14 protein-coding genes are annotated in these 13,667 nt (G+C 36.7%); 7 read left to right on the top strand and 7 right to left on the bottom strand.

Annotated features, from left to right (window positions below):
* Positions 1–224: 224 nt before the first annotated feature.
* The 4 genes from thrS to rplT all read left to right on the top strand — a co-directional run bounded on the left by thrS (position 225) and on the right by rplT (position 3,568).
* The gene (gene thrS, locus ACSVH9_RS12260; protein WP_438063956.1) at positions 225–2,171 is read left to right on the top strand and encodes a threonine--tRNA ligase; all 1,947 of its coding nucleotides are present in this window, start codon (positions 225–227) and stop codon (positions 2,169–2,171) included.
* 16 nt (positions 2,172–2,187) lie between these two features.
* Positions 2,188–2,745: a translation initiation factor IF-3 gene (gene infC / locus ACSVH9_RS12255; protein ID WP_370516465.1), complete on the top strand. Its 558-nt coding sequence runs from the start codon at positions 2,188–2,190 to the stop codon at positions 2,743–2,745.
* A 134-nt stretch (positions 2,746–2,879) separates the two neighbouring features.
* Positions 2,880–3,077: a 50S ribosomal protein L35 gene (rpmI, locus tag ACSVH9_RS12250; RefSeq protein WP_024982756.1), complete on the top strand. Its 198-nt coding sequence runs from the start codon at positions 2,880–2,882 to the stop codon at positions 3,075–3,077.
* Between the two features lie 146 nt (positions 3,078–3,223).
* Positions 3,224–3,568, top strand: coding sequence for a 50S ribosomal protein L20 (rplT, locus tag ACSVH9_RS12245; protein WP_035623056.1), 345 nt, complete (start codon positions 3,224–3,226; stop codon positions 3,566–3,568).
* Between the two features lie 839 nt (positions 3,569–4,407).
* Here the strand turns inward: rplT and aspA are convergent.
* From aspA to ACSVH9_RS12230, 3 genes are all read right to left on the bottom strand, one after another.
* Positions 4,408–5,817 carry an aspartate ammonia-lyase gene (gene aspA, locus ACSVH9_RS12240; protein WP_438063955.1) on the bottom strand — a complete coding sequence of 470 codons (1,410 nt, stop codon included), beginning with the start codon at positions 5,815–5,817 and terminating at the stop codon, positions 4,408–4,410.
* Positions 5,818–5,970: 153 nt separating this feature from the next.
* A complete protein-coding gene (locus tag ACSVH9_RS12235) occupies positions 5,971–6,738 on the bottom strand; it encodes a DUF2490 domain-containing protein (protein ID WP_438063954.1) in 768 nt (255 codons plus the stop codon).
* 403 nt (positions 6,739–7,141) lie between these two features.
* The gene (locus ACSVH9_RS12230) at positions 7,142–7,318 is read right to left on the bottom strand and encodes a histone H1 (RefSeq protein ID WP_438063953.1); all 177 of its coding nucleotides are present in this window, start codon (positions 7,316–7,318) and stop codon (positions 7,142–7,144) included.
* A gap of 357 nt (positions 7,319–7,675) precedes the next feature.
* Here ACSVH9_RS12230 and ACSVH9_RS12225 point away from each other — a divergent pair, with 357 nt between their 5' ends.
* Positions 7,676–7,885: a hypothetical protein gene (locus ACSVH9_RS12225; protein ID WP_438063952.1), complete on the top strand. Its 210-nt coding sequence runs from the start codon at positions 7,676–7,678 to the stop codon at positions 7,883–7,885.
* 46 nt (positions 7,886–7,931) lie between these two features.
* Positions 7,932–8,735: an endonuclease/exonuclease/phosphatase family protein gene (locus ACSVH9_RS12220; RefSeq protein WP_438063951.1), complete on the top strand. Its 804-nt coding sequence runs from the start codon at positions 7,932–7,934 to the stop codon at positions 8,733–8,735.
* A gap of 868 nt (positions 8,736–9,603) precedes the next feature.
* Here ACSVH9_RS12220 and ACSVH9_RS12215 read toward each other — a convergent pair.
* Positions 9,604–10,047, bottom strand: a complete 444-nt coding sequence (locus ACSVH9_RS12215) for a hypothetical protein (protein ID WP_438063950.1) — start codon at positions 10,045–10,047, stop codon at positions 9,604–9,606.
* A gap of 294 nt (positions 10,048–10,341) precedes the next feature.
* Here ACSVH9_RS12215 and ACSVH9_RS12210 point away from each other — a divergent pair, with 294 nt between their 5' ends.
* A complete protein-coding gene (locus tag ACSVH9_RS12210) occupies positions 10,342–10,896 on the top strand; it encodes an REP-associated tyrosine transposase (protein ID WP_438063949.1) in 555 nt (184 codons plus the stop codon).
* Positions 10,897–11,055: 159 nt separating this feature from the next.
* Here the strand turns inward: ACSVH9_RS12210 and ACSVH9_RS12205 are convergent, their stop codons facing one another.
* The 3 genes from ACSVH9_RS12205 to moaCB form a co-directional block, all read right to left on the bottom strand.
* Positions 11,056–11,616 (bottom strand): hypothetical protein, encoded by a 561-nt coding sequence (locus tag ACSVH9_RS12205; protein WP_438063948.1) that lies wholly within the window; start codon positions 11,614–11,616, stop codon positions 11,056–11,058.
* Between the two features lie 136 nt (positions 11,617–11,752).
* Positions 11,753–12,760: a GTP 3',8-cyclase MoaA gene (gene moaA, locus ACSVH9_RS12200; RefSeq protein WP_438063947.1), complete on the bottom strand. Its 1,008-nt coding sequence runs from the start codon at positions 12,758–12,760 to the stop codon at positions 11,753–11,755.
* The gene (moaCB, locus tag ACSVH9_RS12195; protein ID WP_438063946.1) at positions 12,750–13,664 is read right to left on the bottom strand and encodes a bifunctional molybdenum cofactor biosynthesis protein MoaC/MoaB; all 915 of its coding nucleotides are present in this window, start codon (positions 13,662–13,664) and stop codon (positions 12,750–12,752) included. Before moaCB ends, moaA begins: the two co-directional genes overlap by 11 nt.
* Between the last annotated feature and the right edge of the window lie 3 nt (positions 13,665–13,667).

The following is a 13,667-nucleotide window of genomic DNA, read 5'->3' as shown; positions in this document are numbered from 1 at the left end:
AAAAATCAGAACAAAGCGTAAAGTATACATTATATGTAAAAACAAAGACAAAAACCTGTTGTAAGCACAAATGCCCTAGCCCGGATGGCAGTGGCATCCTCTTGGGTCGGGGTTCGACCCAAGAGATATAACGGACAGCCGGAAATAGCTCCTAAAAAAAACACAACTATATATTGAAGGTGTTTTGGTAAACGTTTATATTTGCATTCCTAAAATATATAAAAATGATTAGTATTACTTTGCCCGATGGGTCGATTAGAGCGTTTGCGCCGGGAACAACTCCAATGGAGGTTGCCAAAAACATTAGTGAGGGATTTGCAAGAAATGTCATTTCGGCATCTTTTGAAGGCACCACTATTGAAACCAGCACGCCCTTGACCACTGACGGTAGTCTGATATTATACACATGGAATGACGCCGAAGGTAAAAAAGCATTTTGGCACTCAACCTCACACGTAATGGCGCAGGTGCTAGAAGAAATGTTTCCAGGGATTCAATTGACTCTTGGTCCTGCAATTGCCAATGGTTTTTATTACGATGTTGATTTTGGCGATCAGAAGATAACAGAAGCCGACTTCAAAGCTATTGAAAGCAGAATTTTAGAAATCTCGAAAGAAAAGCACGAGTTCAAAATGCGCGCTGTTACTAAAGCTGAAGCACTAGAGACTTATAAAGATAATGTTTATAAAACAGAATTAATAAGCAACCTAGAAGATGGAACTATCACTTTTTGCGATCACGCAACTTTTACAGATTTGTGTAGAGGAGGTCATATTCCTAACACAGGCATCATAAAAGCAGTAAAAATAATGAGTGTTGCAGGTGCTTACTGGAGAGGTGATGAAAAGAATAAGCAATTAACAAGAGTATATGGTACGTCTTTCCCTAAACAAAAAGACCTAACAGAATACCTAGAATTATTAGAAGAAGCCAAACGCCGTGACCACCGAAAACTTGGTAAAGAATTGGAGTTGTTCGCTTTTTCACAAAAAGTTGGGCAAGGTTTGCCATTATGGTTGCCAAAAGGTGCCGCATTAAGAGATCGCTTGGAGCAATTTTTGAAAAAAGCCCAAAAGAAAGCAGGTTACGAGCAAGTAGTAACTCCACATATCGGACAAAAAGAATTGTATGTGACTTCTGGACACTATGCTAAATATGGTGCTGACAGTTTTCAACCTATCAACACCCCTGCAGAAGGAGAAGAGTTCTTGCTAAAACCAATGAACTGTCCTCATCATTGTGAAATATACAATGTACGCCCATGGTCTTACAAAGATTTACCAAAACGTTATGCTGAATTTGGAACCGTATACCGTTACGAGCAAAGTGGTGAATTACATGGATTGACTCGTGTTCGAGGGTTTACTCAGGATGATGCTCATATCTTTTGTACTCCAGAGCAATTGGATGAAGAGTTCAAAAAAGTAATTGACTTGGTACTCTATGTTTTTGGGTCTTTGGGCTTTGAAAACTTTACTGCTCAAGTGTCTTTGCGAGATAAAGAAAATAGAGAAAAATACATTGGTAGTGATGAAAACTGGGAAAAAGCAGAAAATGCCATCATCAATGCTGCCAAAGACAAAGGACTGAACACTGTTGTAGAATATGGCGAAGCCGCTTTTTATGGTCCAAAATTGGATTTCATGGTAAAAGATGCTTTGGGTAGACAATGGCAATTAGGAACAATTCAAGTAGATTATAACTTACCAGAGCGTTTTGAATTGACCTACAAAGGTTCTGATAACGAATTACATAGACCTGTAATGATTCACAGAGCCCCATTTGGTTCTATGGAGCGATTTATTGCAATTTTGCTTGAGCACACTGCAGGAAATTTCCCTCTATGGTTAATGCCAGAACAAGCTATAATCTTGTGTTTGAGTGAGAAATATGAAAATTATGCTAAAAAAGTTTTAAATCTGCTAGAAAATCACGAAATTCGCGCCCTAATTGACAATAGAAACGAGACTATTGGAAAGAAAATCAGGGATGCCGAAATGCAGAAAACCCCATTTATGTTGATCGTAGGTGAGGAAGAAGAGAAAAACGGCACGATTTCAATCCGCCGTCACGGTCAAGAAGGCAAAGGAAATATAAGCGTAACGATAGATGAATTTGCCGCTATTGTTGAAGAAGAAATTAGCAAAACATTGAAAGTATTTACAGTTTAACTTAAATTATAAAGCCATAGCAATAAGAAGCAACAGAGGTTACCAACCTCGCGTAGAAAAAAAGGATGCCCACAGAATCAACAATAACATTCGTGGGATACAAGAAGTAAGACTTGTAGGTGAAAACATTGAACCTGGTGTTTTTAAATTAGCCGAAGCATTACGTCTTGCGGATGAATTTGAATTGGACCTAGTTGAAATTTCTCCAAATGCAGAGCCTCCGGTTTGTAAAATTATGGATTATAAGAAATTTGTCTACGAACAAAAGAAACGTGACAAAGTCCTTAAAGCCAAATCTTCGCAAGTGGTGGTAAAAGAAATTCGTTTTGGTCCTCAAACAGATGAGCACGATTACGAGTTTAAAAGAAAAAATGCGGAGAAATTCTTGAAAGAAGGTGCTAAATTGAAAGCGTTTGTATTCTTTAAAGGACGTTCTATCATCTATAAAGATCAAGGTCAAATCTTGCTGTTACGTTTGGCAACAGATCTTGAAGAGCATGGAAAAGTAGAAGCAATGCCAGTACTTGAGGGTAAACGTATGATTATGTTTATTGCACCTAAGAAAAAGAAGTAAAGCCTCCCCTAGCCCCTCCAAAAGAGGGGAATAAAAGAGGACTAACGATATAAACTTCTTAGAACTCTCCCCTTCGGGGAGAACTAAGAAGAGAAAAATAAGTAAGTAAGAATAAATTAAAAATCTAGGAAAAAATGCCTAAAATGAAAACCAAATCTAGCGCCAAAAAACGTTTCAAAGTTACTGGTTCTGGAAAGATTAAAAGAAAGCATGCTTTTAAAAGTCACATCTTGACTAAAAAATCTAAAAAACGTAAATTAGCTTTGACTCACTCAGCGCTAGTTCACACAACAGATATGAAAAGCATCAAACAACAATTAAGAATTATCTAATAAAAGTATTAAGTCTTGAGAATTGAGTATTAAGACTATTACTTTACAGAATTCTTTAGGTTAAAAAACATTTAATAACCTTGGAGTATGGCCATAAGTTCCTTTGATTTAATTCAGGACGCCTGCTACAAAAAAACAGTAAAATTATGCCAAGATCGGTAAATTCAGTTGCTAAAAGAGCAAGAAGAAAAAAAATAATGAAGCAAGCCAAAGGTTTCTTTGGAAGACGTAAAAACGTTTGGACAGTTGCTAAGAACGCGGTAGAAAAAGCAATGTGCTACGCATACCGTGACAGAAAAGTGAACAAAAGAAATTTCCGCGCTTTGTGGATTCAACGTATCAACGCTGGAGCTAGATTAGAAGGAATGTCTTATTCACAATTCATGGGTAAAGTAAAAGCTAACGGAATCGAATTGAACCGTAAAGTTCTTGCAGATTTAGCGATGAACCACCCAGAAGCTTTCAAAGCAATACTTAATAAAGTAAAATAAACGTTTTATCAACTCAATTTTGATTACTTACTTATATAGAAAAACCCGAACAAATGTTCGGGTTTTTTTTATGCCTTTTTGGGATTGGCTTCCTTTTGTTGACCTCCTACCGTTTTAAATTAAAGTGGAAGATTTTGGCTAAAGCCGAATACGAAACTTATTTTAGAGAATGGGCTAAAGCCCATTCCTATTCAAATTTTGTAAACGAATAAAACGGGCCAAAGCCAATTCCTGTTGGAATTTTGCAAACAAATAGTTAGCGAAGTCGTTTATAGGATTAGACAAAGCCTTGCTTGGATGATTAGCAAATTAAGCCTCCACTAAAAAGTTTTATCGGAAGTTGAATACCTACAAGGTCTGAAAAAAGACCTTGCAAGAATAACTAGTACACTACTGCTATGCAAAAAATATAAGGAGTTGAATACACACAAAGTATGGAAAGCATTTAAATGAGGTTTGCTTATAAAGAGATTCATAGATTTTGGCTAAAGCCGAATGCGAAACTCATTTTAAAGAATGGGCTAAAGCCCATTCCTATTCAAATTTTGCAAACGAATAAAATGGGACTAAAACCAATTCCTGTTGAATTTCATAAACAAATAGTTTGTAAACACAGGTTATAAAACAACAGCTTGATTGCATCAAGAAAAGCTTAGTGTTATTTATCGAATTCCAATTTTGAAATGATTCCTGATTAAAAACCCTCTTTCCTTATAGCCCCGATCGCAGCGGCATCCTCTTGTTTTGTCTCGTTCTTTCGAACGAGGCAAAACAAGAGATATAGCGGAGAGCGGGACGATGCTTACTAACAAAGCCCCATCTTACCGCTCCTACTACTTTTAGGAATTGATAAATCTAGGATTGATGAGATTGTCTATAGAATAAATTTCATCCCATTTTTCTTGGCTAATTAATTGGCGTTCTACAACCGCGATTTGGTGGACGCTTTTGCCTGATTTTAATGCCTCACCCGCTATACTGGCACTTTCTTCATAACCTAAAATCGGATTCAACTGTGTCACGATTCCGATGCTGTTCATCACTAGGTCATAGCAGTGCGCTTCGTTGGCTGTGATGCCTACAATACATTTGTCGATTAAAGTATGCAGAGCGTTGGACAGATAATCAAGGGAAGTAAACATAGCGAATGCGATTACAGGCTCCATGACATTTAGCTGAAGCTGACCTGCCTCGGCAGCCATAGTTACGGTTAAATCTTGTCCGATTACGTAGAAACAGGTTTGATTGACTACTTCTGGAATTACTGGATTTACTTTTCCGGGCATAATGGAGGAACCTGGCTGACGAGCGGGTAAATTGATTTCGTTGAAACCGGTTCTTGGTCCTGAACTGAGCAAACGCAAATCGTTACAGATTTTGGAAATCTTAACTGCAGTACGTTTCAAGGTTCCCATTATTTGTACATAAGCTCCAGTATCTACCGTTGCTTCGATTAAATCTGGAGATAGTGTTAGCGGGATTCCTACTTCTTTGGCTAAATAGTTGACGCATATCTCTGGGTAGCCTTCTGGTGCATTTACTTTGGTACCAATGGCAGTTGCCCCCATATTGATTTCGAGCACTAAACTTTGTGCTTCTTTTAAGCGTTTGATGTCTTCCCCTATTGTTGTAGCATAAGCGTGAAATTCTTGTCCTAAGGTCATTGGCACTGCATCCTGCAACTGCGTACGCCCCATTTTTAAGACTTTACTAAACTCACGTCCTTTGGCTGTAAATGCTTTTTCTAGTTCCTCTAAGGTAGTTAAAAAGCTTTCCATTTTGAGGTACAACGCAATTCTGAAAGCCGAAGGATAGGCATCGTTTGTGGATTGAGAGCAATTGACGTGATTGTTTGGGTGCAAGTATTGGTACTCCCCTTTTTTGTGTCCTAAATATTCTAGACCAATATTAGCAATCACCTCATTGGCATTCATATTTACAGAAGTTCCTGCTCCACCTTGGATTAAATCGCTTACAAACTCTTGGTCGAATTTTCCAGCAATTAATTGGTCGCTTCCGTAACAAATGGCTTCGGCAATTTTGGCGTCTAAAACACCGCAGTCTTTGTTGGCCATGGCCGCTGCTTTTTTCACATAGCCTAAGGCTTTGATAAACAAAGGCTCTTTTGATATTGGAATTCCAGTGATGTTAAAATTTTCGATTGCTCTGAATGTTTGGACTCCGTAATATACTTCGTTTGGGATTTCAAGTTCTCCTAAGAAATCGTGTTCTTTACGTGTTGCTTTCATATAACTATTGGTTAATTTAGGTGGGGTTGGTTTGTGTTTTTACAAATATAAAATTTTCTATAAAAACACAAAATAAATAAAATATTAAATACAAACAGATAAAAATAAGTTAATTTTATTTTTTACCTCTCAAAATTAAGAAATATAAAAAACCTACTCTTGGCCGTCTTGATGCTGTACAGCTTTCTTTTCGGGTGTTTTAGCTCCGTTGTAATAGAAGAATAATCGGAGGGTGTGGTTGGCGTCATATTGATAGCCGGAATATTTTTGTTGAAAAACGTGCATATAGCCAAAATCATAGCTGAGTTTTGGCGTAATGTTTTGACGGATTCCAAGGAAAATTCGGTTTTGGTCTAGTGTATTGTACACTACTTCTTTGCCGAAGTGCAGTAATAGTTCGTCTGCGACCACCAACGATGGGAGTGATTTGTCTTTAAAAACAGGAATGGTAAAGCTCAACAAATAGCGTACTCTATTGGTGAATCGGGTATCGACAGCCACATCATTTGCCATTTTGTCTTGCCATCGCTGTTCGTTTCTTAGTCGTTGAAGCACGCTGACTTTTCCAATTTTGGATGTATAAACGACTTGCTGATATATACGATTCTCATCGGCAAAGTTATTCCACTCTGGTTTGGCTGGTGCTAACCACAAATGAGCATAACCAAAAGCTAGCGTTAGATTAGGATAGGCAGCATAAGTAATTCCGGTTCTGGCGAAATAAAAATTTTCTTTGGCGGCAAAATCTGTTCTGCGGATGTGAACATCATTCATCATTCCCCAGTGGTCGTTGAATTTGTAATTGGTATTGAGACTTACCCAAGTTTGGGCTTGATGATTGACTTCTTTGGCTGTTTTTGTTTGAGCGTAGCTGTTACAAAAACTACTCAGCACTAGAAAAAATAATAGGAATCGGAACATTATGAGTAGATTAAATGATTAGAAAAAAATCAATTTTAACTAACTCCTCCTTGGTTGTTTTTGATTTTTTTCTTCTGCTAAAGTTAAGGAATTTTGATGCAAAACTTGTTGTCTATTTTTTATTATTTTAGGTTCTTTTTGAGTGTGCGGTTTGTCTACAAATAAGTATAGGAGAAAATTTTATTCTGAAATAGCTGGGTTTAAATCTTAAAACTGAAATTCCTAAAATCAAACTTAATCAAGAAGTATAAGTATTAAAAGTCAGGAGAAATTAACGAAGTACATACATGTTTTACTTATTATACTACCAAACAAAAATAGCAGTAAAAGAAACTACCCAAAAAAGTTTGGATAAAAAAAATGGGGTTGTTACACCCCATTTTTTAAATTCCTTTAAAAGCAATTATTTCTTAGATTCTTCAATAGAAACTTTTCTGAATTCTTTTAATAGTTTTTCTATTTCTAAGCTTGATTTACGAGCTCTAGCCCCAGCAGCTTTTACTCCTTTTTCTACCAATGCTTCTGATTCTGCCTTAAAATTTTCCATTTCAGCGTTAATTCTTGCTACTAAATCATTCATAATTTATATGTTTTTTATTTTAGGCTGCAAAAATATAAGAATCCTTTTATGAATCAAATGAAATTATCTAAAGTGATGATTCATTCTTTAAAGCAGTGGAATACATCGCAATAACAAAAACAAGAAAACCAAAAAAGTAGCATAACTAATTCTTAAGATATTTATTGATAATATAAGGCGTGATAGGTTTTAGCATTTTGCTTATAGTGGGATGCAATCCGGGTTGATTGAAGAGTTCTATTCCTCCGTTTTTGGTATACCAAATTATTGGGTCGCCATTTTCGAAATAGTTTTTTTATGGATTGGCTTCTAGTATTTTAAAACTAAACTTCATTTATAGTATAGCACCAAATAAAAATGAAAACAATCGCAATTCTCTATTGCATCAGCTTGTTATCGAGTACTTTTATGACTACTCAAGTATACATCTGTGGCCCAAAAGGCGCCAAGAAATACCACCTTACAGCATCCTGTCGAGGTCTTAGTTCCTGTAAAGATGCGACTGTAAAAGTAAGTCTCTCACAAGCCGAAAATTTTGGTCTTTCGCTCTGTGGTTGGGAGGACTGATGTTTCTTTTACAATCTTTATCTTTGGGACCCTAATTCCCCCATTCATGAACAAGACCTACAGCCTGTTTCTTTTTCTTTTATGTACTTCCTTTTATGCTCAAACGCGGCTTTTGTCTTGGAATATCGAAAACTTAGGTCATTCCAAATCGAATCTTGAACTGGAGTTTATTGCCACTACCCTAAAGGACTATGATATCGTGGCACTGCAAGAAGTGGTGGCTGGTGATGGTGGTGCACAAACCGTAGCCCAGCTCGCCGCCGAACTCAACCGAAAAGGAGCAAAATGGGATTATGCTATCAGCAATCCCACCAGCAGCAGTGCCTACAAAACGGAGCGCTATGCCTATTTATGGAAAACGAGTCGGGCGCGTTTAAAAGGAAAACCGTGGTTGGAGTCCAAATTCCAACTCGAAATTGACCGCGAACCGTATTTGGCGACTTTTATCGTTAATCAAAAAGAAGTTACGCTCGTGAACTTTCACGCCATTACCAAAAGCAAACAACCCGAAAAGGAAATCAAATATTTTAAGTTGTTGCCTGGTCACTACCCACAATTGAACCTCTTGTTTTTGGGTGATTTCAACTGTCCGCAATCCCACTCTGTTTTTACTCCTTTGAAGAAAATGGGCTATGACTCCGCTTTGAAAGGACAAAAAACCTCCTTGAAAAGAGTTTGTCAGCACAACGCTTGTTTGGCTTCTGAATTCGATAATTTCTTTTATCTCCCTTCGAAAATCAAGGTCTATCAATCTGGAATTATTCCTTTCTACACTGCTTTTTCCAGCTTGAAAGAAGCCCGAAAAATATCGGATCACGTTCCTATTTGGATGGTGTTTGAATTGAAATAAAGGGGAAGGAAATTCCAAAAATTAAAATTCCAAGCATCGGAAAAATACCAAAACTGAATTTCCAAATTCCAAATCTGATGTGTTAAGATTAAAAAGTTAGGAGACTTTGACTCTTTTGCGGATTACCAGACTATTTAAAATTTTGCGAAGTCAGGAGACATTCGCAAAGCACAGACAACACATTTATTTGTCAATAAGAACACTTTGGGGAGCTGGGGAAGGAAATTCCAAAAATTAAAATTCTAAATTCCAAGCATTGGGATGAAATTCCAAAACTGATGTGTTAAGATTAAAAAGTCAGGAGACTTTTGACACTTTTTCGGATTACCAGACTATTTAAAATTTCGCGAAGTCAGGTGACTTTTGACACTTTTGCGGATTACCACACGTTCAAAAGGGCGCAAAGTGAGGACACTTTGCGCAGCATACACAACACGTTTATCTGTCAATTCGAACACTTTGAAGAACTGGTAAAAGTCTGGAGACTTTGACTCTTTTGCGGAATAGTAGACGATTTAAAGGGTGCAAAGTGAGGACAGTTTGCACAGCATACAGAACACATTTATCTGTCAATAAGAAGACTTTGCAGAGCTGAGGACATCTATCCAATTGACCGTAACGAAACTAACAAAATAAGCTCCTAACTTTTCATGAAATTTGTATTTTCTGCTCATTTGAATTTTCGTAAATATAAATATTGCTTAAAACAAAAACTACAACTTTTTAGGGTTGTAGCTTGTTTTGTTTACTCACGTTGTGGGCACGAGTTTGAAACTCGCGCTAGCCGTTGAACTTATTTTTACTCGCGCCAACTAGGGGCACACAAGACATTTATTTCTCAATTAGAACACTTTTGGTGAGTTGGGTATTACTTAGATACTTTAAAAACAATCTTCTTATCATCATATTCAAAAACATTATAAACATTCACTCCGATACGAATCTTTTCTTTGTCAATATTTATGCTATCATATTCTGTATCAAAAATGTATTTATTTGCAACTGTATCAAACTTTACAACAGGAAAAAAGTAAAAAGTGTAATAATCTCTATTTTTCATTCCTGAATAAAAATGCAAATCTGACTCCACCAAAGTATCTTTAGTAACATTATTTTTTTGTAAATGTTTAAAACGGCAATCGTGATGGAATTTGTTTTGAATTATTTTTTTTAGTGAATCACTATCGTTGGTACAAGATAAAACAACATCTTCGTTTGATTTATTTTCAAAAGAGACTAAGAGATTTTCTTCTGGGCATTTCATACACATTAACGAAACGCAAACACCAATTAAAATTAACTTAATTTTCATAATTAACGGTTTAAAAAATCAAAAGCTTTCAAGGATAAAAATTTTGACAAATTATAATTAGATAATGGAGCCGATGGGTATTTTGAAAGTTTAAAAAAAGAGCCTCCAAAATAATTACCCGATTGCTCGGATATGCATAAATATTTTTTTATGAGCGATAGCGCGGATTTGCAATCCGTGCCCACAACGATGAGCCACAAACAATGTACACTAAGCAAAACTACGTCAAAACAAAGAAATACAAGTTATTTTTTTCTTCATTTTGTAGCTTTTATTGTATTTTTAAAGAAAAAAATGTCGACAAAGTATAAAGCAACAACAACAGATCAGGCGTATTTTATAACCATAACAACAGTAGGTTGGGTTGATATTTTTACACGACTCAACCAAAAGTACAATGTTGTTAATGCTTTGCGGTATTGTCAAGAGAAAAAAGGACTTGAAATTTATGCGTATTGCATTATGCACAGTCATATCCATTTAATGTGCAAAGCCACAAATGGTTTTGTTTTATCTGATGTTATGCGTGATTTTAAAAAATTCACCTCCAAGAAAATTATTCAAACAATAATAGAAGAACCAGAGAGTCGCAGGGAGTGGCTTTTGGCTTATTTTGAAAAAGCTTGTGCGCATCTTAAGAGAAATCAAAGCTATAAAGTATGGCAAGACGGCTATCACGCTGAAATAATAGAAACCAATTGGTTCATAAAACAAAAAGTGAATTATATTCACAATAATCCGGTAAAAGAGAAAGTAGTTAGCTCACCTGAGGATTATTATTTTAGTTCTGCTAGAAATTATGCGGGCTTGGACAATGATTTAGATGTTGTAATGTTGGACTTATTTTAGATTATTGTTACACTTTGTGGGCACGGATTGCAAATCCGCGCTATCCAACCGAAGAAATTATGCCATATCCGAGCGATCGGGAGGACTCTTTGCGCAGGACACAACACATTTATTTACTAATGAAAAAGCTTTGAGGAATAAGGCTTACAACATCGAGCATCATTTATTTAATCTTTCTAAAAAAATTTTCAGACTATCTGCTTTTGTTTCACTTTGGTCTACACCAATACCTTCTCTATATATTAACTCTAACAGTCTTATACTTTCAAAGTTATTATTTGCTGCTCCTAATTTTACAAAATAAAGAACAAATTGCCTTTGATCATTATTCAATTTGTTCAGATTACTTAAATGCATTATCAAACTTCCCTGAGTCCCATCGTATTGATTATTGCTGTTACTATAAAACTCTAAAAAATTATTAAAGGCAATTGTACAATATTTGTAGTGCTTATGCTTTTCAACCATCATCAGAATGTATGGTAAAAATTCCTCTTTTTTTAGTTCATTATAAGAATAATAAACACTTAACTCACCAAACGCAACTATATCCCCATAATATTTAACACGATATTTGGCCTTTTTTATTCTTTCTTCACTAAAATAGTACGATGTTTTGAATTTTACTTCTCTACTATTGTGTTGCACCTGTTCTTTTTTATCTTGACAAGATATAATTAACAAAACAAGCATTATAAATAACAATTTTGATACCTCCATGAAATGTTTTAGTTATTAATCAATTATTACTTATTAGGAACACTGTAAAGAAATGCATATTTCTGATATTTATAGTCCCAAAACTAGCGAACTGGATCTTACTCCTACCGGCAACTTAGAGTAATTCGGAATTAAATCACCCTCCAATCTTAATCATGCTTCTATTCTGAGTGAATAAATCGGGATTTTGAAACTTGGCATCGTCATCCATACCGCCGCGCATGGCGTGTTTGGACTGGATATTTTTATAAATAAGCGGTTCTATGGCTTCTCCTGCTCTCAAGCTGGGCAACAAGGCTGTTTCTGAATTGGAAAATAAGCAGTTTTTTAATTTCCCATCTGCAGTGAGACGAATGCGGTTGCAGGTACTGCAAAACGGATTGGTAACCGAACTGATGATTGAAAAACTACCTTTAAACCCTTCGATTTTATAATTTTTAGCGGTATCGTTGGGCTGGTCTTGTATTCTGAGCAATTGGGTTTCCGAATAGACCGAATGCACTTGTTCGATGATTTCGGCATAGGAAACCAATTTTTCTTTGTTCCATTGATTGCCATCGAAAGGCATAAACTCGATAAATCGGATTTGAAGCTTTTGTTCTTTGGTCAATGCAATAAAATCTAAAATTTCATTGTCATTAAACCCCTTAATTAGCACCACATTCAATTTGACTTGGAACTCATTTTGCTGTAGCAATGCAATATTACTCCATAACTGATTAAAAGAATCCCTACGCGTTATGGCTTTGTATTTTTCTTTTTGCAAGCTATCAATACTAACATTCAAGGCTTTTATTCCTGCTTTCTTAAACGTGGAAATAAAATCATGAACCAACAATCCGTTGGTCGTCAGAGTAAGCTGCACCCCCAATTGCCCCAATCGCTCGATAATACTGTGAGCTTCCTTACGCACTAAAGGTTCACCGCCCGTTAGTCGAATTTTGGTCACGCCCAAATCCACAAAGGTTTGCGCTATGGCAACAATCTCGTCTTCGGTCATAAGATGCGGTCTTGGCGTTAACGCAATTCCTTCGGCAGGCATGCAATAGGTACATCTCAAATTGCATTTTTCGGTAATCGAAATGCGCAAATAAGAATGATTACGCTGGTGCGTGTCCTGCAACAAAGAATAATTATTGACCATGATTGAAGCCATTTAAAAGTTGGAACAAATGCAAGACCGATGGAAAAACAGCATCGATAGATTCGCTAGCTCCTGCCGTAGATCCTGGCAAAGCCATGATTAACGTATTGCCTTTGAAACCCACCACACTTCTAGATAACATAGCATAAGGCGTGCGCTGTTGTCCATACGAACGTATTGCTTCTTCGATACCAGGAATTCGGCGATCTAATAATGGAATAATCGCTTCTGGTGTAACATCTCGATTGGACAAACCTGTGCCACCGGTTAGAATAATTAACTCTTTCTGGTCTTCACAGAGTTGGTTGATAGTGGTTTGAATGTCTTTGATTTCATCTGGAATGATGGCGTAATGAGACACCTTTAACCCTAAATTCGTTATTTTATCGGTGATGACTTTACCCGCACGATCTTCTTTTTTACCTGCTGACACACTATCGGAACACACGATAACCGCTACAGACAAATCCCGTCTCTCTTTGGCACCAAAATCGGATTTACCGCCTTTTTTATGCAAGAGTTTGATGGTCGAAATTTCAACTTGTTTGTCGATAGGTTTGAGCATATCATACATGGTCAACGCCACAATAGAAGCACCGTGCATGGCTTCAACCTCAACGCCAGTTCTGTAAATGGCTTTTACGGTTACCTTTATTAGTATAGAATCCTCTAATAATTCATATTCAATTCCGGTGTATTCAATCGGTAGAGGATGACAATCCGGAATGGCATTCGAGGTGTTTTTTACCGCGAACAAACCTGCAGTTCGGGCCACTTCGAGAACGTCGCCTTTGGGTACGGTTTTGTTTACAATCGCTTGCATTGTGGCAGGTGTCCCTACTTTTACTATCGCTTGAGCGGTTGCAGTACGTTGGGTGATTATTTTATGGGTGATGTCTACCATTGG

The sequence above is a fragment of the Flavobacterium sp. RSSB_23 genome, assembly GCF_051547145.1.
Taxonomy (GTDB): Bacteria; Bacteroidota; Bacteroidia; order Flavobacteriales; family Flavobacteriaceae; genus Flavobacterium.
The sequence above is the reverse complement of the archived record's forward strand: the minus strand, read 5'-3'. Positions and strand labels throughout refer to the sequence as shown.

Bases quoted from the DNA above. Each gene is read 5' to 3' on its own strand.
- thrS (WP_438063956.1), top strand. From the start codon at position 225: ATGATTAGTATTACTTTGCCCGATGGGTCGATTAGAGCGTTTGCGCCG.
- rpmI (WP_024982756.1), top strand. From the start codon at position 2,880: ATGCCTAAAATGAAAACCAAATCTAGCGCCAAAAAACGTTTCAAAGTT.
- rplT (WP_035623056.1), top strand. From the start codon at position 3,224: ATGCCAAGATCGGTAAATTCAGTTGCTAAAAGAGCAAGAAGAAAAAAA.
- aspA (WP_438063955.1), bottom strand. From the start codon at position 5,817: ATGAAAGCAACACGTAAAGAACACGATTTCTTAGGAGAACTTGAAATC.
- ACSVH9_RS12235 (WP_438063954.1), bottom strand. From the start codon at position 6,738: ATGTTCCGATTCCTATTATTTTTTCTAGTGCTGAGTAGTTTTTGTAAC.
- ACSVH9_RS12230 (WP_438063953.1), bottom strand. From the start codon at position 7,318: ATGAATGATTTAGTAGCAAGAATTAACGCTGAAATGGAAAATTTTAAG.
- ACSVH9_RS12225 (WP_438063952.1), top strand. From the start codon at position 7,676: ATGAAAACAATCGCAATTCTCTATTGCATCAGCTTGTTATCGAGTACT.
- ACSVH9_RS12220 (WP_438063951.1), top strand. From the start codon at position 7,932: ATGAACAAGACCTACAGCCTGTTTCTTTTTCTTTTATGTACTTCCTTT.
- ACSVH9_RS12215 (WP_438063950.1), bottom strand. From the start codon at position 10,047: ATGAAAATTAAGTTAATTTTAATTGGTGTTTGCGTTTCGTTAATGTGT.
- ACSVH9_RS12210 (WP_438063949.1), top strand. From the start codon at position 10,342: ATGTCGACAAAGTATAAAGCAACAACAACAGATCAGGCGTATTTTATA.
- ACSVH9_RS12205 (WP_438063948.1), bottom strand. From the start codon at position 11,616: ATGGAGGTATCAAAATTGTTATTTATAATGCTTGTTTTGTTAATTATA.
- moaA (WP_438063947.1), bottom strand. From the start codon at position 12,760: ATGGTCAATAATTATTCTTTGTTGCAGGACACGCACCAGCGTAATCAT.
- moaCB (WP_438063946.1), bottom strand. From the start codon at position 13,664: ATGGTAGACATCACCCATAAAATAATCACCCAACGTACTGCAACCGCT.